Origin of the sequence: Rhizobacter sp. (assembly GCA_019635355.1) — a bacterium.
Classification (GTDB): domain Bacteria; phylum Pseudomonadota; class Gammaproteobacteria; order Burkholderiales; family Burkholderiaceae_C; genus Rhizobacter.
The window spans coordinates 3,263,164-3,284,401 of the sequence record JAHBZQ010000001.1 but is presented as its reverse complement, the minus strand read 5'-3'; the positions used below and the strand labels follow the sequence as shown (position 1 = coordinate 3,284,401).

Genomic DNA, 21,238 nt, shown 5'->3' with positions numbered 1-21,238 from the left:
AGGGTTGCGCCTGCGGCAGCAGGGCTCGGCGTTTGTAGGCACGCGGCCCGTTCGGCTGAATACCGAAATCGGGTTAAGCCGCGATGCGTCTTGACACGCCCGTCGACCTGCACTGGCTCCACCTGCTCGACCAGCTCTACGCGCTGGTCGAGGCCGAGGACGCCGAGGCGGCGCTCGCCGGCACCGTCGATGAATGGCCCGCGCTGTGGCGGCCACTCGTCGAGCGCTGGACGGCGCGCATCGGCGCCCGTTCCATACAAATCGCATCGCCCTTCGGTGCACGCATGGCCCCGCAATCGCCGGGTCGAGAGGCTGGTCTTCTGTGGCACCGCCGCATCACCGGCCAGGTGATCTCGGCGCAAAGCGCCACGCCCGAGGGCTTCACCGACGAACAGGCGCAGGAGTTCCAGCTCTTCTGCTCGCATCTGCACACCGCCTGGGCCCTGCGCTCGTCGCTCGACGCGACGAAGGCCAGCCTGGCCTCGCTGCAACGCGTGATCGATGGGCTGCCCATGGGCCTCGTGGCGCTCGACGAGCAGGCCGAGGTGGTGGTGAGCAACCGCCAGGGCGACGAATGGCTCGCGCGCACCGATCGGCCAGGCGGGCTTGTCCCTCTGCGCCAGATCGACACGCCACTGCCACGGCTCGCGCAGCACCTGCAACGCCAATACGGCCTCACCGACAAGGAAGTCGGTCTTGCCTGGAACCTCGCGCAAGGCATGCCGCTCAAGCAGTACGCGGCGCTCTCCGGGCGATCGATCGAGACGCCGAGGGCGCAGCTCAAGGCGGTTTTTCGCAAGTTGGGCGTGGCCGATCAGAAGGGTGTCAGCCTCGTCCTCTTCGATGCGCTGCATGCCGTCACGCTGCAGGAAATCGGTACGGGCGTGGCCGCGTTGACCGCCGAGCGTGAGCTGCCGACGCTCGAATCCGCCCCGCAACTGCCATGGCGATAGCCACCTCCGGCGGCCCGGTCGAGGCCCTGCTCGAAGCGATCTACCAGTCGGCGCTCAAGCCCGACCAGACGGGGCGCCTGCATCACCAGCTGCTGTTCCACTTCCGCGAAGACCGCAGCCGCGACGACACGCCGCTCACGCGCGTGATCCTCAGCCACATCAAGCGGGCGCTGCGCCTCGGCGCCACGCACTCGGCCATGCAGCGCGAGCGGCAGCGCTTGATGGCCGTCATCAACGCGGTGGCGCCGCCCATCGTGGTGGTCGACGAGCGCCTGCGCATTCTCGGCATGAACCTCGACGCCGAGGCGTTGATGGCCCGTGGCGGCCAGTTCGGCATCGAGGCGGGCACGCTGCAATGTCGCGAGCCCGGTCTGCTGGCGAGGTTGATGGCGCAGGCCGATCGCCAGTCGTATGCCTGCGCCCGGCTCGGTGGCGAGGCGCAGACGGGCCTGCTGGCCTACCTCTACAAGAACGAGGCGCACCGCAACCGCACCGGGTCGGCGTCGTACTCGCTGCTGCTGATCGACCGCCAGCGCTGCGTCACCCAATCCATCGACGGCCTGGCGCAGCGTGTGAGGCTCACGGCGCGCGAAGCCGAGGTGATCGACCTCTCCCTCCAGGGCCTGGCGCTCGACGACATCTGCCAGCGCACCGGCATCACGCTGCACACGCTGCGCCAGCACATCAAGAACATCTACGCCAAGACCGGCGTGCACAACCAGAACGCGCTCTTCGCGCTGGTGCTGCGCAACATCGTGCTCGAGCAGGCCGGCAGCAGCCGCAACCCGCAGCTCCTGCCGCACATCACCGGCCTTGCGCACAGCCGCGTGCTGCGCCTGGCCGATGGCCGTCAGCTGAGCTATGCGGAGTACGGCGCGCCCGACGGCGTGCCGGTGCTGTATTTCCATGCGCTCAATGCCTCGCGCCTGGAGCTGCTCCTGCACGCCGGCAAGCTGCGCGAAGGCGGCGTGCGCCTGATCGCGGTCGACCGGCCCGGCTACGGCCACAGCTCGTTTCTCGAGCGGCGGGACTACCGCGAGTTCACGCCCGATGTGCGCGCGCTGCTCGACGAGCTGCGGCTCGATGCGGTGCACCTGCTCAGCGCCTCGGCCGGCAGTGCGCATGCGATCCACACCGCGTGGGCGATGCCCGAGCGTGTGCGCAGCGTGCAGTGCACGGCGGTCGTGCCGCCGATCGACCACATCCTGGCCTCGGACTCACCCTCGGTGCTGAACGGCATGATGAACCAGTTCTTCCGCGTGGTGCCGAGCCTCCTGCGGCCGGCGATGGAGCTGGCGCTTTTCGGGCAGACGGTCGAATCGCTGCTGGGTGCGATGTCGACCGCGCGCGGCAACAACGCCTTCAGCCTCGCCGAGCCCGACATCGCGTACATCACGCGGCCCGAGCACCTGCCGTACTTCGTGGCGTCGACCATGGAATCCCTGCACCAGGGCCCGCGCGCCTGGGCGCTGGAGAGCGTGCTGATCAACCAGCCCTGGTCGATCGACCTCGCCGAAGTGCGCGTGCCGGTGCACCTGTGGCACGGCACGCACGACGGCCTGGTCCCGATGGACATGGTGGAAGGCTTTCGCCAGGCGCTGCCCGGGGCCGAGCTCACCGTGCTGGAAGGCGACACCCACCTGCTCGCCTTCCGCAACATCGATCGGCTGGTGCAGGCGATTCACCGAGCCGATGCCTGAGCCTGCGCCCAGTTTGCGGATCGCGCGCCCTCAGCTCGCCTTGCGCTGCACCGGCAGGTAGATCTCGACGATCGACCGCGGATCGTCGGGCTCGAAGGCCTCGTTGTAGCGCTCGAACATCGGCCCGGGCACCTGCACGTAGTTGGACGCGGGCAGCAGCGTGCCGAAGATCTCGCCGAAGCCCGCGCCCAGGCCGGCGAGCGGGTAGCGGAAGAAGGCGTAGTGCGCGTTGGGCAGCACCACGCTCTCCATGCCGGCCGGTGCGCGCGTGTTCGGGGGCACGGCCACCGCGGCCCAGTAGTCGAGGCGGCGCATGTCGGCGGGGTCGCTCTTCATCACGCCGTAGGTCACCTGGGGCTCGGTGCGGCGGCCGATCTCGCCCACGCGGCTCATGAAGCATGGCCAGAGGGCGGGGATGTCGGGCGACATGGGCTGGGTCTCGATGTGCAGGCCCATCACGGTGATCGCGGGGCGTTCGACGATGTGCAAGGTCATGGCAGGGTCCTTCCGGGTTGCGGGAATCGCGGCGATGCGCAGCCGCTCCCTCCACGACGAACGACCGTGGCCGGTTTCGACAGGGCCGTCAGCGCTTCGCCCACGGTGGGCCGGCGATGCCGCGTTCCCGGTTCTTCAGGTAGGTGTCGGCCTGGAACCATTCGGGATCGAGCGGCAGCAGGCCCGTGCGGTCCAGGTGCTCCGTCAGCGGCCAGTGACAGAACTTGACGCTGTAGAAGCGGAAGGGGTCCATGCCGGAGATCAGCTTGGCCAGGCGGTCGGCCATGCCGCGCTTGAGCAGCGAGGTGCCGATGTCGGCAGCCCAATACGCCACGTTGGGCAGGCCTTCGCCGCCCGAGGCCAGCAGGTCGGCAAACGCCGCATCGGGCAGCCCGTCGAACGCCACCCAGTCGAGCGTGTGCATCGTCCGCTGGCGGAGCGGGCTGCCCTCGGGCGCGAGGGCACGCACTTGCGTCTTCAGGCGCTCCAGGAGTTCGGGCGCAACGGTGTGATCGAGGCGACGCAGTGCCACCAGCGCTTCGAGGACCTTCTGCGATTCGGTCGACCATTCGTGGGGCAGGTCGGTGTACTTCACCTCGTGCGGGCCGACGCGCGTGAAGGCGTTCTCACCCCCGACGAGGGCCCGTTTGCCGTCGCGGTCGACCGCGTCTTGCGCCACCTCGAGCTTGCGGTCGGCCACCTTGCGAAGCAGCGGCTCGAATGAGCGCAAGTAGCCGTAGCCCACGGCCTCGATCGTCATCAGGGCCAGCTTGCGGCCTTGCGGTGCGTAGTGCTCGAAGATCTCTTTCTCGGCGTACAGGCAGTTGTGATACGGCAGGTAGCTGCGGATCTCCGACAGGGGCACGGGCTGCCGGCCGAGGTGGAAGTTGTGCACCAGCAGCTTCGCCGGCACGTCGGGTTCGAGCCAGGTCACGACATGGGAGACCAGGGCGCCATCCTTGTCGGCGAGGGCGCGTTCGATGAGTTCGTCCCGCAGGCCCAGCGCCAGCAGCTCCTGCATGCCGCGCTTGCGGGTGGTGAAGCGCTTCGATTCCAGGCGTTTGCGGACTTCGGCGAGGGTCGGCATGCGGCAAGGGGGCGTTGAGACCGCTCGATGCTAACCAGTCATCTGCATGCCCTCGCCTTGGCGACAGGCTCGCGGCCTCACTCCGCGTCGGTGCCGAATTCGATCAGCCGCCAGCGGCCCTGCACCTCGCCGAGGTAGAAGCCGTAGGGCTTGCACCACAGCACGAGGCGGTCGTCTTCGGCCTGTGGCCTCGCGCGTTGCAGGCACTGGCGCACGCGTGGCGTGAAGAGCGCGGGCACGGCCTTGGCGATGAAGGCGTCGCGCTTGAGCGGCTGGCCGTCGAAGAGGAAGGGGAATTGCGTCAGCTCCGCGAGGGCCACGCCGCCCGGCTGGGCGGCGGCATCGCGCAGCTGCTTCACGAAGGCCGCGCCGTCGGCGGGGGCAGCATTCGCCTCGCCGACGAAGGACGCGGCGGCCAGCGCCACGGTCGCGGCGTAGAGCACGAAGGGGTGCTTCGTGCCCATCAGCGGTGGCGGCCTTCGACGAGCCGGTCGGGCACGATGTTGGCGACGACGAGCCGGCCCTGCTCCCGCACCACGTACACGGTGAAGGGGCGTGCGGTGGGCGCTTCGGCGTATTCCATCCACATGTAGAACGCGAAACCCTGCTGGCCCGAGGCGTCGGTGGTGCGGGCGATGGTCACGCTCTTGCCGGGCTCGCGGCCGCGCTGGAAGAAGGGCACGATCTGCGACTGCAGCGCGCGTGTCACGGCCTCGCCACCGGTGCGCTCGACGAGGCTTCGGCTCAGCAGCGATTGCGTGCCCGCCACGTCGCCGGCCATCGAGCGGGCGATGAACTCGTCGGCGGCCTGTCGGAAGGGCTGGCTGTCTTGCGCCATGCGAAGGTCGTGCACGACGCCGGGCGAGGCGGCGCGGGACTCCAGCGCGTGGCTGGCGAAAGCGGCGATCAACAGCAGCGGGAGAAGGACGCGGCGGCGGTTCATGCAGATGCTCCTGGCCAAAGCCAGCAGTCTCGACCGCAGCGGTTTCGCCGCCGTTTCAGCGCGGGGCGCGTTTGTTTCGTTTGTTGGGGCGACGCTCAAGCCGGCGTGGGCAGGCCGTCGAGCCCGGCCTGGAAGCGCGCGGCTTGTGTGCGCATGCCGCCAGAGATGGCCTGCCAGGTGCGGGGCGGGTAGTCGGCCGGCAGGTGGCGCTCCACCGCCTCGAGCGCCGGGCCCACGTGGGCCACCTGCTCCAGCATGCGCGCCCACACCGGCGTGCCACCGGCCTGCATGGCGAGTGCGTGCCAGTGGCGTGGCTGCTGGCTGTGCAACTGGTAGTGGACGTTCTTCGCGCGCAGCGCGAAGGCCAGCTCGGCCTTGCGCCAGCGGAACTGGTTGGCCGCGTCACCCACGTAGGGAAAGATCGACAGCACGTCGTACAGCGGCGTCATCACGTAGGCATCGCCCGGGTGCAGGAAGAGCGAGTGGTTCTTCGCGTGGCCGTCGGTCGCGGCCATCAGCCAGAAGGCGAGCTGCGCGAGCGCGAAGCTGGCGCGGTCATGCGGCTCGCGGCTGCCGGCCAGCAGGCGCAGGCAGTCGGCGATGCCGGGGCCGCCGTCTTTTTCGTACTTGCGGGTGGGCGGGTGGCCGAGCGCCTGGCAGAAGTCTTCCTGCGGCAGGCGGGCGATCCACTCGCGGCCGTTGGCGCCGTGTTGCAGCGCGCGGTCGAAGCGGGTGACGGCCAGCGCCTTCTGGTCTTCGAAGCGCCAGATCTCCGCCGGCGCCACCGGCAGGCCGAGGTGGTGCAGGATGAGCGCGCACAGCCACTCGTTTTCCACCGAGTCGCCGAGGTCGACGCGGCGCGAGCCACCCACCAGGCCGAGCGGCAGCTTGAGGATGTGCGTGGTGGGCGTGGCGCCGAGCGGCCGATGCCATTGGCCCCGGTGGCGCAGCAGGGCGGTTTTCTCCTGGGCGCCGGCCAGCGAGATGCGGAAGTTCTCGTCGTCACCGGCCTGGCCAAGCACCGCCTCGGACGGCACCGCGCGCAGCGTGGCGGCCACCTGCGCTTCGCTCAAGGGTTCGCTCGCGATGCGGTCCCAGCCGAGGGGGGCGGTGCCCTCGGGCAGCAGCTGCACCGCGCCCACGCAGTCGCGGCCGATGGCTTCGAGCAGGGCGAAGGCATCGGCGGAGCCGGTCTTGAAGCGGCGTTGCAACCGCTGGCGGATGCGCTCGTTGTCGGGCAGCAGGTTGTCGAAGTAGTGCGCCACCACCGGGCCGCGCAGCTCGCGGCCCGGGGTGATGGGCAGCGAGAGCGACAAGGCCCGGCACCGGGGCGAGCGCAGCCAGGCCTCGTCGTAGGTGAAGCGGTGGGTGCCGCGCTCGACCGACCAGCGGCCGACGAGCTCGCCGTTCATCCACGCGACGAGGGCCGCGCTCACCAGCGGCCCGCCCTCGGCGTGGGCTCCGAGGCCGTGGGGCCCGGGTCGCGGATCACGAGCGTGGCGCCGAGCACGCCCAGCACCTGCATCACCTGCTGCAGGCTCACCGCGCCCGGGTTGGCCTCGATCTCGACCACACGGGCCTGCGAGACGCCGAGGGCGGCCCCCAGCTGGGCCTGCGTCATGCCGCGCTGCTTGCGCAGGGCCTGCAGCTGCGGGCGCAGCTGGTCGGCCAGTTGGAGGGGGTAGTCCATGCCATGCACGTTAAAAGCCAAAGCTTGTAATGTCAAGAAACAAGCCAAAGCTTGTAACGTTGAAATACAAGGCTTGACTTGTTCAGTGCCGGCCGGCGCGCGGGATCCAGTAGCCCAGCACCGCGGCGCCGCCGAGGGCCAGCAGCCCCGTCACCGCCACGCCGGCGCCCAGCGTCAACGCGCCCGCCACGAACGACAGCAGCACCGGCCCGCAGGTCGAACCCAGGTCGGCCATCAGGCGCCACACGCCGAGGAAGTGCGCGCGACCGCCAGGTGGGGAGTGGTCAGCGCCGAGCGTCATCACGAGGCCCGAGCCGATGCCGTTGCCGAAGCCGATGGCCATCGCGGCGAGGAGCAGCGTCCACGCGCCCGTGGTGAACGGCATCAACAGCATGGCCGTGCCCATGACGAGCATCGAGGGCACCGCGACCCAGCGGCGGCCTTTCAGGTCCATCACCTTGCCGGCCGGGTAGAACACCAGCATGTCGATGCCCCCGGCCAGGCCGTAGATCAATGAGGCGACCGAGGGCGCGAGCCCGAGGTGGTCGGCCCAGAGCGGGATCACTGCCTGCCGGCTCGCCCGCACCGCGGCCACCAGCATCACGCCGATGCCGAGCGTCACGAAGACGTGGCGGTGCTCGCGCAGCGTCGCGGCGAACGAGAGCCGCGTGCCGGGCAGCGCGTGTGCTTCGAGGTCGGGAATGCGCGCCGCCACGGCGGCGGCGACCAGCAACGCGACGACGCCGGCCCCATACGCACCGACGAAACCCCAGGCGTGCACCGCCGCCGCCGAGACGAACGGCCCGATGAAGAGCCCGATGCGCATCACCCCGCCCAGCGTGGAGAGCGCCCGCGCCCGCCACTCGGGTGGCACCGCTTCGCTCAGGTAACTTTGCCGCGCGAGGTTGAACACCGCCTGCGACATGCCCACCATGAAGCAGCCCGCCGCGAAGACGCCGAGGTGCTGCGTCGCCACGCACAAGACCAGCCCGAGCGCCGCCCACAGCGCCGCCGCCACGATGGCCCAGCGCTCGCCGAAGCGCAGCGTGAGCACCGAGGCGGGCAGGTTCGACAGCAGCGAGCCGATGCCCATCAGCGCCACCATCAGGGCCGCCTCCGAGACCGAGCCACCGAGGTCGCGCGCGGTGAGCGGCAGGATGGGCAGGATGGCACCTTCGCCGATGCCGAAAAGCAGCGACGGGCCGAAGGCCGGAACGGCGATGCGGCGAAGCGGGTGAGGGGCGGCAGACATGGGAACGCGCCCATTCTCAGGCACCTAGAATCCCCACCCCGCCCTCATCGACACACACACCGTGGACCTCAAGCTGCCCATCACCATCACCGACGAGCTGACCGACGACGTCATCCACTCGACCGGCATGCTCGACTTGGCCAGTGGCGAGATCCGCAGCGTCGACTACAAGGATTACGACGCCGACCGCCTGGGCCTGCCAGCCGAACGCGAAGACTACGAGTTCACCTCGGGCGCGCTGTCCAACGGCAAGAAGGAAGTCGAGTTCGGCATCCAGGTGAACCTCGCCACCGGCCAATATTCGGTGACGCCCAACGAGCTGCTCGAACTCAAGGGCCGTGCCGCCAAGCTCTTCACCCTCGCCCCCGGCGAGACGACCCGGCCCGAGGCGGCCGGCAAGAAGGCCGCCGCACCGGCGGCCAAGCGCAAGCCGCGCTGAACTTCATCCACGCGCAACCGACAGCCGCCAGCAGGTGAGCCCCGGGTCGTCGCAGGGCACCGCGTCGAGCGTGCCCCCGTGGATGGCGGCCACCCGCCGCACCAGCTGATGCCCGAGGCCGAGGCCCGCGCTGCGGCGTGAGGGCGGCGCGCCCGACGCGCGGCCGTTGTCGACCACTTCCACGCCGGCGGGCTCGGCCGTCACCCGCACCTGCACGGCGGTGCCGCGCGGCGTGTGCAGGATCGCGTTGTCGATCAGGTTGCGCAGCGCCAGCTCCAGCAGCACCGGGTGGCCGGTGACCGTGCAGGGCCCGTCGGCGTCGAGCGACAGCTCGTGGTCGTGGTGGTCGGCGGCCTGGGCGTAGTCGGCGGTCACGCGCCGGGCCAGCTCGGCCAGGTCGACCGGCTGGGCCGCTTCGGCCAGCTGGGTGCGGCTCGCGCGGGCCAGCGCCAGCAGGTCGGTGAGCACGCCGCCGGCGCGCTTGGCGTCGTCGTCGAGCCGGCGCAGCACGTCGGCCTTTTCCTCGGGCGACAGCGGCTTCTGCAGCGAGGCCGCGTGCAGCTGCAGCGAGGCGAGCGGCGTGCGCAACTCGTGCGCGATCTCGCTGGCCAGCGCCCGCTCGCGTTCGAGCGCGGCGTTGTAGCGTTCCATCAGCGTGTTGATCGCGTCGACCGTGGCCTTGAACTCGTCGTGCGGTGGGGCGTGCAGGCGTTTGTCGTGGTGGATGTCGAGCGCGAGCACCTGGCGGCCGAGGTCGTTCAACGGGCGCAGGCCGCGCCGGATGGCCAGCACCAGCCCGAGCGCCACCACCGGCAGCAGCCACAGGCCCGGCTCGGCCACCTGCTCGGCGATGTCTTCGGCGAGGTCGTCGCGCTCGGCCATGCTGAGCAGCACCATGATCTTGCGCTGGTGCTCGGCGCTGCTCCAGCGCGAGAAGGCGCGCCACGCCTTCCGGTCGGCGCCGAGTTGCAGCGTCTCGAAGCCTTCCTGCGCGCTGAACGCCGGGGTGGGCGCGCTGCCGCTGCGCGTGACGACGCGGCCCTCGCCGTCCCACACCACGATGCTCAGCGACTGCTGGTAGTCGTGCGCCTTCAGCTCGGGGTGGCTGCCCATCGCCTGCCCCTCGGGCGTGGGCAGGAACTCGGGGTTGCGCTGGCGCAGCAGCAGCGTGGCCACGCTCGCGAGGTGGCCGTCGGTCAGCTCGTCGGCCTCGTGCTCGCCGGTGTTGTAGCCCACCACCACGAAGAAGAGCCACACCGCGCACAGCGCGGCCAGGGCCCAGGCCAGCAGGTGTTGCAGCAGCGAGCCGCGTGTCAGTGTCAGCAGGCGCTTCATCGGTCTTCGTCGGTCGGCACGAAATAGCCCACACCGCGCAGCGTGCGGATCACCCGCTCGCCGAGCTTGCGCCGCAGGTGGTGCACGTGCACCTCGATCGCGTTGCTCTCCAGTGGGGTGTCGAAGTTGTAGAGGCTGGCTTCGATCTGCTGGCGCGAGAGCACGCGAGGTCGCGCTTCCATCAGCGTCATCAGCAGGTTGAACTCGCGTGTGGAGAGCTCCACCGGCTGGCCGGCGCGCCGCACGGTGCGCTGCGCCGGGTCGATCACGAGATCGCCCCAGGTCAGCAGCACCTGTGCGCGGCCGGTGGCGCGGCGGCGCAGGGCGCGCATGCGGGCGGCCAGCTCGGCGGGGCTGAAGGGTTTGGTGACGTAGTCGTCGGCGCCCATGTCGAGGCCGGCGATGCGCGAGGCCACCTCGTCGCGCGCGGTCATGATGAGCGTGGGCGTGGCCGGGTCGGGCAGGCCGCCGGGCGGTGCGGCGCGCAGCCGGCGCAGCACCTGGGTGCCGTCGCCGTCGGCCAGGCCCAGGTCGAGCAGCACCATGTCGAAGGGCTCGGCCGTGAGCGCGGCCCAGGCGGCGGCCACGCTCGGCACGGTGTCGGCGGCCCAGCCGTCCTGCCGCAGCGCCAGGCCCAGGCCGTGGGCAATGCCCTCGTCGTCTTCGATCACCAGTACCCGCATGCGGCGGATTCTGCACTTTGCGTTTCGTTAAGCCGTACTTAAGCCGGCGGCGAGATGCTTCCGGCATGAGATCGACGCGTGCGGCCGTGTGGGGCCTGTTCCTGTTGCCCGTCCTGCTGCTGTGGGACCGATCCGGCTTCGACCTGGCGCTGGCCCATCTGGCCGGCAACTCGCAGGGCTTCGCCTGGCGCGACGCCTGGTGGCTCACCGCCGTCTTGCACGATGGCGCGCGCCACGCGGCGTGGGCGCTCGTCGTCGCGCTGTGCCTGGCGGTGGTGTGGCCGGTGGGCGCCTTCGCACGGCTGCCGTTCCGGCGCCGCCTGCAGGTGCCGGTGGTGGCCTTGATGGCCACGGCTGCAGTCGCCCTGCTCAAGGCAGGCAACGCGACCAGCTGCCCCTGGGACATGGCCGAATTCGGCGGCGTGGCCCACCCGGTGTGGCACTGGCAGGGCTGGCTGGTGAGCGACGGCGGCGCGGGGCACTGCTTCCCCGCCGGCCACGCCACGACGGGCTTCGCCTGGGTTGGCGGCTGGTTTGCCTGGCGCGACACCTCGCCGGCGGTGGCCTCGCGCTGGCTGTGGGCGGCACTCGCCACCGGCCTCGCGCTTGGGCTCGCCCAGCAATGGCGCGGCGCGCATTTCGCGAGCCACACGCTGTGGTCGGGCTGGATCTGCTGGATGCTCGCGAGCGTCTCCGACCGTTGGTTCGCCGCTGACGCTGAGGAGGTGCGCGCATGACCCGCCGCATGTTCATGTCGCCCACCGCGTCTCCGATGTCGCCGCTGTGGGTGCTCGTCGTCTGCAGCCTGTGGATGGCCGGGCCGGGCAACTGGGTGCTGTGGCGCAAGCTCGGTGAGCTGGGCCTGCTGCAGGGCGTGGGCGGGGTGGCGTTTGCCGTGGCGCTGGGGGTGATGCTCGCCGCAGCCCTGGCGGCGCTGATGGCCTTGCTGGCCTGGCGCCTCACGCTCAAGCCGGCGGCCACGCTGCTGCTGGTGGCCACCGCGGCCGGCAGCCACTTCATGGGCAGCTACGGCGTGGTCATCGACCCCGGGATGATGCGCAACGTGCTCGAGACCGACGTGCACGAAGCACGCGCCCTGATCGACGTGCGCCTGCTGCTCGCGCTCGGGCTGCTGGCCGGCCTGCCAGCCTGGTGGTTGTGGCGGCAGCCGCTCGCGCCGCGCCGCTTCGGCCGCGCGCTGTGGCAGAACGCCGCCACGGTGGGGGCCGCGCTGCTCGTGCTCGTGGCCGCGGGCCTCGCGAGCTTCCAGCCGCTGGCTTCGTCGATGCGCAACCACAAGGACCTGCGCTACCTCTTCAACCCGCTCAACAGCGTCTACGCCCTCGCGCGCGACGTGGGCCTGCCGCGGGCGAACGCAGCGACGCCGATCGAGCCGCTGGGCGCCGATGCGCAGGTCGCGTCGGCGGTGTCGGCCGCGCGGGCGCCGCTCCTGGTGCTGGTGCTGGGCGAGACCGGCCGCAGCGGCAACTTCGGCCTCAACGGCTACGCGCGCGACACCACGCCCGAGCTGGCGCGCGAGGCGGTCGTGAGCTTCCGCAACGCGTGGGCCTGCGGCACCAGCACGGCGGTGTCGGTGCCCTGCATGTTCTCGGGCCTCGGGCGCGAGCAGTTCAAGCCCGACGCTGCCCAGCGTGCCGAAGGCCTGCTCGACGTGCTGCAGCACGCCGGCCTGGCCGTGCTCTGGCTCGACAACCAGTCGGGCTGCAAGGGCGTGTGCGACCGTGTGCCGCACGCCGCCACCTGCCCGCAAGGCGATTGCCTCGACGACGTGATGCTGGCCGGCCTCGACGAGCGCCTCGCCGCGCTCGACCCGGCCCGCCGCGCCCGCGGCACGGTGATCGTGATGCACCAGATCGGCAGCCACGGGCCGGCCTACCACCTGCGCTCGGGGCCGGCGCAGAAGCGCTTCCTGCCGGAGTGCACGGCGTCCTCGCTCACCGCGTGCAGCCGCGAGGCCATCGTCAACGCGTATGACAACTCCATCGCCGCCACCGACCACGCGCTGGCGCTGACCATCCGCTGGCTCAAGGCGCGTGGCGACGCACCGACGGCAATGGTCTACGTGGCCGACCACGGCGAGTCGCTGGGCGAGAACAACCTCTTCCTGCACGGCATGCCCTACGCCATCGCCCCCGAGGTGCAGAAGCGCGTGCCGTGGGTGACGTGGATGTCACCGGCCTGGCAGCGCGAGTCGGGTGTCGACCTGGCTTGCCTCGCGTCGCGCCGCGACGAGATGCTCACGCACGACGGCTACTTCCACTCGGTGCTCGGCCTGATGGGCGTGCACACGCGCGTGTACCAACGCACGCTCGATGCCTACGCGCCCTGCCGTGCCGAGGGCGTGGCCAGCGCGCGCGCTCCCGGCTGAAGGCCCGCCAGCAGCGCGAGGTAGTAGCTGAACGGCGGCGTGGCCTGCTCGGGGGTCTTGGCGAGGTCGTCCCAGCGGCGCAGCCGCACCGCGTCCATCGCGAAAGGCGTGGCCTCGAACTCGGCCACCTCGAAAGGCGTCATCGGCCCACCCTGCAAGGCCAGGGAGTGCACCGAGGCCTGCGAGAGCCCGGCGAGGTAGGCCTCGTCGATGGCCACCAGGTAGCGCTTGGCCGCCACGTGCAGGCGGATCGGCTCCAGCACGCTCGCGTCGAAAAGGCCCGCGAGGTAAGGCAGCGCGATCGTTTCGTGGCGGTCGTCGTCTTCGTCGCCCTCGACGGGCGTGAGGAAGTGGCCGAGGTCGTGCAGCAGCGCCGCCGCGACGAGCGCATCGTCGGCATGCGCCCACTCGGCCAGCTGCGCGCACTGCAAGGCATGCTGCAACGCGGTGACCGACTCGCGCCGGCTGCCGTCGTAGAGCTGCTGCCCGTGCTGCGTGAAGAGGGACTCGATGTCGCGGAGCGTGAGGGTGCGCGGCATGGGGCGGTGCCTCAGGTGGCGAGCTTGCGCAGCCGCGAGGAGGCCACGTCGATCAGCGACACCGACAGCACCAGCATGATGAGCACCGCCGCCGTCTGCGCGTAGGCGAAGCCGCGGATCACGTCCCACAGCACCATGCCGATGCCGCCCGCGCCCACCATGCCCACCACCGAGGCCGAGCGCACGTTGGACTCGAAGCGGTACAGCGCATACGAGATCCACAGCGGCATCACCTGCGGGATCACGCCGTAGACGATCTCGGCCAGCGGGTGCGCGCCGGTGGCGCGGATGCCTTCCACCGGCTGGGGGTCGATGGCTTCCACCGCTTCGGAGAAGAGCTTGGCCAGCACGCCGGTCGTGTGCACCCAGAGTGCCAGCACGCCGGCGAAAGGGCCCAGGCCCACGGCCACCACGAAGAGCAGCGCGAAGAGCATCTCGTTGATCGCGCGGCAGCCGTCGAGCAGGCGGCGCACCGGCTGGTGCACCCACCACGGTGTGATGTTGGCCGAGGCGAGGAGTGCAAGTGGCACCGAGCAGGCGATGGCGAGTGCCGTGCCCCACAGCGCGATCTGCAGCGTGACCACCAGCTCGGTGACGTAGTGCCGCCAGTCGCTGAAGTCGGGCGGGAAGAAGCCGCGGGCGTACTCGCCCATGTTGCCGCCGTCGCGCAGCAGGTCGAGCGGGCGCATGTCGGCGCCCTTCCAGCAGGCGGCCAGCACCGCGATCAGCAGGCCCCACACCACGAGGGTGAGGAGCGAGCTGCGCGGCGGGGCGATGCGGGCGGCCACGGGGGCGAGGCTCAAGGACGACACGGCTTACTTCGCGAGGGCGATCTGCTGCGCCAGCTCGGCGAGGCGCTGGTCGATGTCCTTCAGCTTCTTGGCCTTGTCGTCGGCCGACAGCGCCGTGTCGGCCTCGACCTTGCTGCGCTCCTTGGCGAGCTCGAGCTGGCGGATCGGCGTGAGCTGCTGGTTGTCGGACTTCACGAAGGCCGACCAGGTGAGCGCCTTCATCACCTCTTTCTCGCGCGCGTCCTTGCTGCCGTAGGTGAAGAAGAAGTTGCGCAGCTTCTGCTTGGTGGCGTCGTCGAGATCCTTGCGGTACAGCAGCGGGTCGCTCGGGATCAACGGCGAGCGCCAGACCTCGCGCAGCTCGGCCGCCTTTTCCGGCAACTTCGCCTTCACACGGTCGAAGGTGTCGCTCGCCACCGTGGCCACGTCGACCTGCTTGTTCGCCACGGCCAGGATGTTGCTCTCGTGGTTGGCGCGGGCGCTGCGCTTGAAGTCGCGCACCGGGTCGACCTTGTTCGCGGCCCAGGCGTAGAAGCCGGGCACCAGCGTGCCGCTGGTGGAGTTGGTGTCGCCCATGCCGAGCGTGAGGCTGGCGCGCTGCTTGAGCACGTCGTCGAGCGACTTGAGCGCGCTGTCCTTGTGCACGACCATCAGGCTCCAGTAGCCCTGGGTGCCGTCGAGCGAGACGACCTTGGCGAAGACTTCGCCGTTGGCGCGGTCGACCGCCTCCATGCCCGACTTGTTGCCCATCCAGGCGAGCTGCACCTTGTTGAAGCGCATCGCCTCGATCACGCCGGCGTAGTCGGGCGCGAAGAAGGCGGTGACCTTGAGGCCGGTCTGCTTCTGCAGGTCGTCGATCAGCGGCTGCCAGGCGGTCTTGAGGTTGGCCGAGGACTCGGTGGCGATGATGCCCATCTGCAACTCACGAGTGGATTCACGCGATTGGGCGTGGGCATGCTGGTTCAGCCACATCGAGGCAGTGGTGGCGAGGACGAGAAGAATGGCTCTGCGGTTCATGAGGGGCTCCAGAAGAGATCAGGCGGCCAGGGGCACGGGGTGGAAGGGCGCCGGGGCGTCGTGTGGCCTCGGCATGAGTTCATCGGTCTGCGTGCCGTAGAGGTCACGCAGGCGTTGCGGGGTGAGGTCGCGCGTGGCGCCGTCGTGCACCACCTCGCCGGCGCGCAGCGCCACGGTGCGCGGGCAGTAGGCGAAGGCGTAGTCGATCTGGTGCAGCGAGACGATCACCGTCACGCCGAGCTCGCGGTTGACTTCGGCCAGCAGCTCCATCACACGCCGGCTCGATTCGGGGTCGAGCGAGGCGATGGGCTCGTCGGCCAGGATGATCTGCGCGCCCTGCACCAGTGCGCGCGAGATCGCGGCGCGCTGCTGCTGGCCGCCGGAGAGCGTGGACGCGCGCTGCCAGGCACAGCGCTCGATGCCCACGCGCTTGAGCGCCTCATGCGCCCGTTGCAGCTCGTGTTGCGGGAATTGCGCGAAGAGGCCACGCCACAGCGGCTGGCGGTGCAACGCACCGGCCAGCACGTTCTTCATCACGCTGAGGCGGTCGACCAGGTTGAACTGCTGGAAGATCGCGGCCACCTGCGCCCGCGTGGCGCGGGCATCGCGGGCCAGCCGGCCGTTGTGCTGCAGCGTGCGGCCCAGCACCTCCACGCGGCCGGCATCGGCCCGGTGCAGCCCGTTCAGGTGGCGCAGGAGCGTCGACTTGCCCGAGCCCGAGGCCCCGAGCAGCGCCACCATCTCGCCGCGCTGCACGCTGAGCGACACGTCGCGCAAGGCGGTGTGGGCGCCGAAGTTCTTGCGCAGCTGCGTCACCTGGATCACGTTGTTCGTCATGCTCGTCACCTCTTCTTCAAACCTCGAAGATTGTGGAAAGCGAGCGTGACGATTGCGTGACGACTCCTGGGCAGGGAGATGAAAGGTCTAGACGACTCTGACCTCTTTCAGGGCACGGCGTAGCCCGCCAGCGGCTGGCTGAAACGGATCAACCACAGGCGCGTGGCCCGCTCGCTGTCGGCCCCACGCGTGAGGCGTGCACCCACCACGCCGGCGGGGCAGCCGGAGACGATGGCGCCGCTGGCGTCGACCGTGCAGTCTTCGATGCTGCCGGCCACCGTGGCACCGGCCGCGTCGACGAGGATGGTGCGCAGGCCGAAGTCGTTGTCGTTGACGAGCGCCAGCGTGTTCGCGTCCACCAGCGTCAGGCCCTCGGCCTTCTCGGCCACCCAGCCGGCGGCGTTGAGGTCGAGCAGCTCGGTCTTGCGCAGGGTGACGACGGTGGCGTAGTCGGCGCCGTTGGAGCCGGCCTGCGTGATGCTGCTCACTTCGAGGTCATGGCCCTGCGCGGTGATGTCGGTCGCATTCGCCGGAATCTCCACCAGGTAGAGCTTGTTCATCACGCGGGCGTCGCTCTTGCGGGCGCCCTGCTCGATGACGATGAACTTGCCCTGCCCCAAGCTCACCACGTCGCCGAGCTTGGCGTTGCCGGTGCGGTCGCGGTCGTACTGCGTGCCGTCGATCGGGTAGGCGTAGAGCTTCGAGGTCTCTGTGGTCGGGTCGAACTCGAGCCAGCGCACGAACTTCGCGATGTGGCGCACGTCGGTGTTGCTGCCGCCGGGTGGGCGCGCGCGGATGGACGCGCCGTTCGCATCCTTCGGGTCGATCGGGCTTTGCAGGAAGCCGTGCAGCTTGCCGCTGGCAACGTCGAGCGTGAGGCCTTCCATGCCGCGGTTGACGCGCCGCTTGGCGAGCACTGCGGGCAGGTCGGCGGCGCCCGGCCCCGGGCCGTACTTGCGCTCGATCACGCCGGTCGTGCGGTTGATGCGCACGATGAAGGGGCCGTATTCGTCGCTCGCCCACAGCACGTTGCGCGCGGCGTCGACGACGATGGATTCGGGGTCGAGGCCGTGGGCGTCGTAGTTGGCGGTGGCCGCGTCGAAGCGGTAGGCATCGTTGAGCGGCGTCTCGCCGGTCGAGCCCACGCCGGCCTGCGGCGGCAGGCCGGTGATGCGGGTGGTGGCATCGCGCTTGATCGGTGTGCTGCTCTGGAGCACGGCCGTGGCGCCCACGCGGATCACGCCGAAGCTCGGCGCGAACGACGGCGCCGGGAACACCTTGCTGATGCCGTTGCCGGCGCCGCCGGGCACGGGCGCGGTGGGGCCGTCGCCGTTGGGACCGCGGTCGGTGATGGCGTAGAACTCGAGCGTGCCGTCGGCGAGGCGTTCCTTGAAGGCGAGGCCCGAGCCGTAGGCGGGCAGGAAGCCGTTCGCGAAGTCGGCGGCAATGGCCGTGTTGCGGCCTTCGTAGGGAACGTGGAAGCTCGTGGCCGCTTGCAACTCGTGCTTGGTGATGCTCACCGAGACATTGCCGAGCGCCTGGGTCTGCGCGTAGGCCTGCGGTGCAGGCGCGGTGGGGCCGGTGGGTTCATCATCGCCGCCGCCGCAGGCGGTGGCGAGAAAGGCGGCCGCGGCGAGGGCGGCCCAGGAGCGAGTGGGTTGTTTCATGGTCATTGAAAGACTGCGACGGTGCAGCCCCCATTGCATGACGTCGGCATGAAACCCGTGTGACACTCCCGCGCATAAAACCGGGCACGTCGATGACCCGAAGGGAGTGTGTATGTGGCATGGATGGGCCTTGGGCTCGATGGGGCGCGGCATGGCGAGCCGCTTGCGCGACTGGGTGCGGCGCCGGCTGAGGATGGGCGCGCCGCCGCCCGCGGCGGCCGGCGCGCAGGGCTCCGGGGCACGGGCTCGCCTGCGGCGCCTGCTGGAGCAGCGGCGCTCGGCCGATGCGCTGGCCCTCTACATTGCGGCGCTCAAGGTGCATCCCGGTTTCGACCCGGGCACGGTGGCGGTGGTGCCCCTCACCAAGCAGGCACTGAAACAACAGCGGCCCGACCTCGCCCTGCAGCTGCTCGAAGCCTTCGGCCAGCGGCGGCCGGCCGACACGCGCACCGCGCTCTACCGCTGGCTGCATGGGCAGGCGCTGATCGAAGCTGGCCGTGGGCCGGAAGGCGTGGCGCAGCTGCAGGCGCTGATGCTGCACCACCCGGGCGATCGGCATGCGCGCGAGGCGCGCAGCCTGCTGGCGCACCTCCGCGACAGCGGCACCACGTCGACGGCCTGAGGCGCCGAGCGGGGCTCAGGGCAGGCGTGGGCGGTGCGCCGCGTCGGGGGTGGCGATGAAGGCCTGCAACTCGGCGCTGCGCGCGTGCTTGGGTGACAGGCCCACGAAGGTGCCGTAGGCCGCGAGCGCCTTCTTGTCGTCGCCGGCCTGCAGGTGCGCGTCGCCCAGGTTGAGGTAGGCGAGCGCGCGGCTGCCGTCCATCTCGATGGCTTTCTCGAACCAGCGCGCCGCTTCGACCGGCTTGCCGCGCTTGAAGTAGACGAAGCCGAGGTTGTTGGCGGCGAGCGCGAATTTCGGCTGCAGCTTGAGCGCTTCGGTGAAGGCGGCTTCGGCTTCGTCGTAGCGGCGCTCGCGGTAGAGCGCGAGGCCGCGGTCGTTGGCGCGCTGCGCGGCCACGCGGGGCGGCACGGCGGTGGCGGCGGTGGTGGTGAGCTTCACGTCGGCGCCGTCGAGGTTCTTCACCGTCACCTGCACCGCCGCACCGGGCTTGGCGGCTTCGGGGGCGGCCTCGTCGAGGCGCTTGGCGAGCTGGCTGGCGGCGGCGTCGAGCTGGCGGGTGTCGGCGCTCAGGCCGTCGCGCTCGATGGGCAGCTCGAACACGAACTCGCCACCTTCCGAGCCGGGCAGGTTGCCGAAGGCCGGGGTCTGCTTCGCGATGGCGCTCACCGAGGGCGCGACATAAGCCGCGAGCTCGGTGCCGGTGATGACGCCGTCGCCGTTCAGGTCGGCCTTGCCGTTGAGGGCTTGCAGGAGCGTCCAGGTGAAGACCGAATGGCCGCCGGGGCCGTCGTCGGCCACCTGCTGGTCGGCGCCGCCGGCGGTGAGCATCTGGCGGCCCAGGCGCCGTGCGTTGTCGGCGAGGAAGTTCTTGCTGCTGCCCGCGCCGCCACGCGTGAGGCCAAGGCCGGAGTAACACGCGTCGACCATGAACATCACGTGCTTGGCGCTGATGGCTTCGGCCACCTCCTGCAGTTGCGGCATCGAGATGGCGTCGCTCGCGAAGTCTTGCAGCGAGGCGTCGACGGGGATCAGGTAGCCCACGTCGCGCCCGCTCGTGAGCTTGCGCGTGCCGCCGTGGCCGGCGAAGAAGACCAGCACGCGGTCGTCGCGCTTGATGCGCTGCCCGTCGGCCAGGCGCTCGTTGAGCGCCTTCAGGATGTTGGCGCGCGTGGCCTCGCCATCGTAGAGCGCGGTCACGTTCTCGGGCTTGAAGCCGAAGCGGGTGGTGAGCGCTTCGTGCACCGCCTTGGCATCGCGCACCGCGTGGTGCAGGCCGGGCCACTTGCCGTATTTGTCGATGCCGATCACGAGGGCGTGGCTGTCGCGGTAGAGCGTTTCGCTCGACGCGGCCATCGCCGCATCGGGTGCGGCCTTCTTCGGCGTGCCCACGATGAACTTGCCGTCGCGCCAGGTGGCGAAGCGGTAGCCGTCGGCGACCAGCGCATCGAGCACGGCGGGCAGCGCCTGCACCGTGCGGCCCTGGATGTCGTGGAAGAGGATCACGCCGCGCTGCTGCTTGTCGACCTCGCTCAGCACCCGCTCGGCGATCGAGCGCGGCACCGGGTCGGCCCAGTCCTGCGAGTCGATGTTCCACATCATCGAGTGCAGCTTCAGGCCTTCCACGGTCGCCAGCGAGGCTTCGTTGCGCGCGCCGTAGGGGAAGCGGAAGAGCTTCGAGGGCTGGCGGCCGGTGGCGTCGAGCAGCGCTTCGGTGTTGGCCGCTTCCACCTTCACCGCATCGCCCGGCAGCTTGGCCATCACGCTGTGGCTGTAGCTGTGGTTGGCCAGCTGGTGGCCGGCGGCGAGCACACGTTTGGCGACGGCGGCATACGCGCCCGGCTTGGCCTTGCCCTCGGCGTCGACGCTGCCGAGGTTGCGCCCGAGATGGAAGAAGATGGCCGGCGCGTCGTAGCGCTTGAGGATGTCGAGGATGTCGTCGGTGTAGCGCGCGTGCGGGCCGTCGTCGAAGGTCAGCACCACGGTCTTGGGCGGCAGCGACATGCCGAAGATCTCGCGTGTGTCGGCCTCTTCGGCGCCGGCCTTGCCGCTCGGCGCGGTGTAGGGCACGACGGTCGCGTAGTCCTTCAGGATCTGCTCGCGGGTGTAGAGCGTTGAAAGCTTCGCGACGTAGTCGCTCCACTTCTCGCGCTTGAGTTCGATGCCACGCTTGGCGAAGCGGCCGAAGACCTCTTTCAGCTCCTTGTCGTAGGCCTGCTCCACCTCGGCGAGCACGGCCAGGTCTTCGTTGGCGCGTTTGGCGAGCTTCAGGCCGGCGATGGATTGCGAGGCGCTGTAGTGCGCGGCGAGGCGAACGAGGAATTCCTTGAAGGCGAGCCGGTCGGCGTCGAACCACGAGGGTTCGCTTTCGATGCGGTCGAGCAGCGTGTTGACGGCGCCGACCACGGCCGGGTCGAGCGCGGTGGCCGCGGTGGTGAGTGTGTCCATGCGCTGCTGCATGTCGTGGAACAGCAGCTGGCCGACGGCGGCGACCGCTCGGCGCTCAGCGGGCTTGAGGCTGCGCTCGCCGTTCATCAGCACGATCATCTGGCGGTGCGCGGCGAGCACGGCATCGGCCAGGGGCGTGAGAGGGGCGTTCTGCGATGCAGGCGCTGGCGTGCTGGCGGCGATGGTGGGTGTGGGGGAAGACGCGGCGACGGGCAGTGCGACTTCCTGTCGCTGGCAGGCCGACAGGAGCAACAAGAGCGGCAAGATCAAGCGAGAAGTGACGACGATCCGGCGCGGCGTGAACATGGGCATGAAGGGCGGTCAGCAAAAGACGCGCGACGATAGCGCACCCGC

The 21,238-nt window shown here is 70.3% G+C and carries 21 protein-coding genes; 6 read left to right on the top strand and 15 right to left on the bottom strand.

The genetic code is table 11. From position 1 onward, the window contains the following. Positions 1-83: 83 nt before the first annotated feature. Together KF892_14985 and KF892_14980 are read left to right on the top strand one after the other, a co-directional pair. Positions 84-953, top strand: a complete 870-nt coding sequence (locus KF892_14985; GenBank protein ID MBX3626320.1) for a hypothetical protein — start codon at positions 84-86, stop codon at positions 951-953. Next, a complete protein-coding gene (locus tag KF892_14980) occupies positions 944-2,653 on the top strand; it encodes an alpha/beta fold hydrolase (GenBank protein ID MBX3626319.1) in 1,710 nt (569 codons plus the stop codon). The genes KF892_14985 and KF892_14980 overlap by 10 nt, the downstream gene beginning before the upstream one ends. Positions 2,654-2,683: 30 nt before the next feature. Here KF892_14980 and KF892_14975 read toward each other — a convergent pair whose 3' ends face one another. The 7 genes from KF892_14975 to KF892_14945 all read right to left on the bottom strand — a co-directional run bounded on the left by KF892_14975 (position 2,684) and on the right by KF892_14945 (position 8,120). Then, a complete protein-coding gene (locus tag KF892_14975; GenBank protein ID MBX3626318.1) occupies positions 2,684-3,148 on the bottom strand; it encodes a GyrI-like domain-containing protein in 465 nt (154 codons plus the stop codon). Positions 3,149-3,236: 88 nt separating this feature from the next. Then, positions 3,237-4,235, bottom strand: coding sequence for a hypothetical protein (locus KF892_14970; protein ID MBX3626317.1), 999 nt, complete (start codon positions 4,233-4,235; stop codon positions 3,237-3,239). Between the two features lie 77 nt (positions 4,236-4,312). Further along, positions 4,313-4,699 carry a hypothetical protein gene (locus tag KF892_14965; GenBank protein ID MBX3626316.1) on the bottom strand — a complete coding sequence of 129 codons (387 nt, stop codon included), beginning with the start codon at positions 4,697-4,699 and terminating at the stop codon, positions 4,313-4,315. Beyond that, positions 4,699-5,178 (bottom strand): hypothetical protein, encoded by a 480-nt coding sequence (locus KF892_14960; protein ID MBX3626315.1) that lies wholly within the window; start codon positions 5,176-5,178, stop codon positions 4,699-4,701. The genes KF892_14965 and KF892_14960 overlap by 1 nt, the downstream gene beginning before the upstream one ends. Positions 5,179-5,273: 95 nt before the next feature. Further along, the gene (locus KF892_14955; GenBank protein MBX3626314.1) at positions 5,274-6,590 is read right to left on the bottom strand and encodes a type II toxin-antitoxin system HipA family toxin; all 1,317 of its coding nucleotides are present in this window, start codon (positions 6,588-6,590) and stop codon (positions 5,274-5,276) included. Positions 6,591-6,610: 20 nt separating this feature from the next. Then, a complete protein-coding gene (locus KF892_14950) occupies positions 6,611-6,868 on the bottom strand; it encodes a helix-turn-helix transcriptional regulator (protein MBX3626313.1) in 258 nt (85 codons plus the stop codon). Between the two features lie 82 nt (positions 6,869-6,950). After that, positions 6,951-8,120, bottom strand: coding sequence for an MFS transporter (locus KF892_14945; protein ID MBX3626312.1), 1,170 nt, complete (start codon positions 8,118-8,120; stop codon positions 6,951-6,953). Positions 8,121-8,181: 61 nt separating this feature from the next. Here KF892_14945 and KF892_14940 point away from each other — a divergent pair, with 61 nt between their 5' ends. Next, positions 8,182-8,559 carry a hypothetical protein gene (locus KF892_14940; GenBank protein MBX3626311.1) on the top strand — a complete coding sequence of 126 codons (378 nt, stop codon included), beginning with the start codon at positions 8,182-8,184 and terminating at the stop codon, positions 8,557-8,559. Positions 8,560-8,562: 3 nt separating this feature from the next. Here KF892_14940 and KF892_14935 read toward each other — a convergent pair whose 3' ends face one another. Further along, positions 8,563-9,894, bottom strand: coding sequence for a sensor histidine kinase N-terminal domain-containing protein (locus tag KF892_14935; protein ID MBX3626310.1), 1,332 nt, complete (start codon positions 9,892-9,894; stop codon positions 8,563-8,565). Then, on the bottom strand, positions 9,891-10,577 hold the full coding sequence (locus KF892_14930; protein ID MBX3626309.1) for a response regulator transcription factor: 687 nt from the start codon (positions 10,575-10,577) through the stop codon (positions 9,891-9,893). Before KF892_14930 ends, KF892_14935 begins: the two co-directional genes overlap by 4 nt. 65 nt (positions 10,578-10,642) lie before the next feature. Here KF892_14930 and KF892_14925 point away from each other — a divergent pair, with 65 nt between their 5' ends. Both KF892_14925 and KF892_14920 read left to right on the top strand, forming a co-directional pair. Then, positions 10,643-11,314 (top strand): phosphatase PAP2 family protein, encoded by a 672-nt coding sequence (locus KF892_14925; protein MBX3626308.1) that lies wholly within the window; start codon positions 10,643-10,645, stop codon positions 11,312-11,314. A gap of 8 nt (positions 11,315-11,322) precedes the next feature. Beyond that, positions 11,323-12,966, top strand: a complete 1,644-nt coding sequence (locus KF892_14920) for a phosphoethanolamine--lipid A transferase (protein ID MBX3626307.1) — start codon at positions 11,323-11,325, stop codon at positions 12,964-12,966. Here KF892_14920 and KF892_14915 read toward each other — a convergent pair. The 5 genes from KF892_14915 to KF892_14895 all read right to left on the bottom strand — a co-directional run bounded on the left by KF892_14915 (position 12,915) and on the right by KF892_14895 (position 17,817). Beyond that, the gene (locus KF892_14915; GenBank protein MBX3626306.1) at positions 12,915-13,505 is read right to left on the bottom strand and encodes an HD domain-containing protein; all 591 of its coding nucleotides are present in this window, start codon (positions 13,503-13,505) and stop codon (positions 12,915-12,917) included. The two genes, KF892_14920 and KF892_14915, sit on opposite strands and share 52 nt — an antisense overlap. Positions 13,506-13,516: 11 nt before the next feature. Beyond that, entirely contained in the window at positions 13,517-14,317 is an 801-nt protein-coding gene (phnE, locus tag KF892_14910) for a phosphonate ABC transporter, permease protein PhnE (GenBank protein MBX3626305.1), read from the bottom strand. Between the two features lie 3 nt (positions 14,318-14,320). Further along, positions 14,321-15,313, bottom strand: coding sequence for a phosphonate ABC transporter substrate-binding protein (gene phnD, locus KF892_14905; protein MBX3626304.1), 993 nt, complete (start codon positions 15,311-15,313; stop codon positions 14,321-14,323). An 18-nt stretch (positions 15,314-15,331) separates the two neighbouring features. After that, positions 15,332-16,150 carry a phosphonate ABC transporter ATP-binding protein gene (phnC, locus tag KF892_14900; protein ID MBX3626303.1) on the bottom strand — a complete coding sequence of 273 codons (819 nt, stop codon included), beginning with the start codon at positions 16,148-16,150 and terminating at the stop codon, positions 15,332-15,334. 107 nt (positions 16,151-16,257) lie between these two features. Continuing rightward, positions 16,258-17,817: an esterase-like activity of phytase family protein gene (locus KF892_14895; GenBank protein ID MBX3626302.1), complete on the bottom strand. Its 1,560-nt coding sequence runs from the start codon at positions 17,815-17,817 to the stop codon at positions 16,258-16,260. 112 nt (positions 17,818-17,929) lie between these two features. Between KF892_14895 and KF892_14890 the strand changes: the two genes are divergently transcribed. Continuing rightward, positions 17,930-18,439, top strand: coding sequence for a hypothetical protein (locus KF892_14890; protein MBX3626301.1), 510 nt, complete (start codon positions 17,930-17,932; stop codon positions 18,437-18,439). A 15-nt stretch (positions 18,440-18,454) separates the two neighbouring features. Here the strand turns inward: KF892_14890 and KF892_14885 are convergent, their stop codons facing one another. Continuing rightward, positions 18,455-21,196: a polysaccharide deacetylase family protein gene (locus KF892_14885; GenBank protein ID MBX3626300.1), complete on the bottom strand. Its 2,742-nt coding sequence runs from the start codon at positions 21,194-21,196 to the stop codon at positions 18,455-18,457. Positions 21,197-21,238: the final 42 nt, after the last annotated feature.

Excerpts from the sequence above, each read along its gene's own strand:
- KF892_14920 (MBX3626307.1), top strand. The coding sequence starts at position 11,323 with ATGTTCATGTCGCCCACCGCGTCTCCGATGTCGCCGCTGTGGGTGCTC.
- KF892_14950 (MBX3626313.1), bottom strand. The coding sequence starts at position 6,868 with ATGGACTACCCCCTCCAACTGGCCGACCAGCTGCGCCCGCAGCTGCAG.
- KF892_14945 (MBX3626312.1), bottom strand. The coding sequence starts at position 8,120 with ATGTCTGCCGCCCCTCACCCGCTTCGCCGCATCGCCGTTCCGGCCTTC.
- KF892_14975 (MBX3626318.1), bottom strand. The coding sequence starts at position 3,148 with ATGACCTTGCACATCGTCGAACGCCCCGCGATCACCGTGATGGGCCTG.
- KF892_14930 (MBX3626309.1), bottom strand. The coding sequence starts at position 10,577 with ATGCGGGTACTGGTGATCGAAGACGACGAGGGCATTGCCCACGGCCTG.
- KF892_14885 (MBX3626300.1), bottom strand. The coding sequence starts at position 21,196 with ATGCCCATGTTCACGCCGCGCCGGATCGTCGTCACTTCTCGCTTGATC.
- KF892_14890 (MBX3626301.1), top strand. The coding sequence starts at position 17,930 with ATGTGGCATGGATGGGCCTTGGGCTCGATGGGGCGCGGCATGGCGAGC.
- KF892_14955 (MBX3626314.1), bottom strand. The coding sequence starts at position 6,590 with ATGAACGGCGAGCTCGTCGGCCGCTGGTCGGTCGAGCGCGGCACCCAC.
- KF892_14915 (MBX3626306.1), bottom strand. The coding sequence starts at position 13,505 with ATGCCGCGCACCCTCACGCTCCGCGACATCGAGTCCCTCTTCACGCAG.
- KF892_14980 (MBX3626319.1), top strand. The coding sequence starts at position 944 with ATGGCGATAGCCACCTCCGGCGGCCCGGTCGAGGCCCTGCTCGAAGCG.
- phnC (MBX3626303.1), bottom strand. The coding sequence starts at position 16,150 with ATGACGAACAACGTGATCCAGGTGACGCAGCTGCGCAAGAACTTCGGC.
- KF892_14965 (MBX3626316.1), bottom strand. The coding sequence starts at position 4,699 with ATGGGCACGAAGCACCCCTTCGTGCTCTACGCCGCGACCGTGGCGCTG.
- KF892_14935 (MBX3626310.1), bottom strand. The coding sequence starts at position 9,894 with ATGAAGCGCCTGCTGACACTGACACGCGGCTCGCTGCTGCAACACCTG.
- phnD (MBX3626304.1), bottom strand. The coding sequence starts at position 15,313 with ATGAACCGCAGAGCCATTCTTCTCGTCCTCGCCACCACTGCCTCGATG.
- KF892_14970 (MBX3626317.1), bottom strand. The coding sequence starts at position 4,235 with ATGCCGACCCTCGCCGAAGTCCGCAAACGCCTGGAATCGAAGCGCTTC.
- KF892_14895 (MBX3626302.1), bottom strand. The coding sequence starts at position 17,817 with ATGAAACAACCCACTCGCTCCTGGGCCGCCCTCGCCGCGGCCGCCTTT.
- KF892_14960 (MBX3626315.1), bottom strand. The coding sequence starts at position 5,178 with ATGAACCGCCGCCGCGTCCTTCTCCCGCTGCTGTTGATCGCCGCTTTC.
- KF892_14985 (MBX3626320.1), top strand. The coding sequence starts at position 84 with ATGCGTCTTGACACGCCCGTCGACCTGCACTGGCTCCACCTGCTCGAC.
- KF892_14925 (MBX3626308.1), top strand. The coding sequence starts at position 10,643 with ATGAGATCGACGCGTGCGGCCGTGTGGGGCCTGTTCCTGTTGCCCGTC.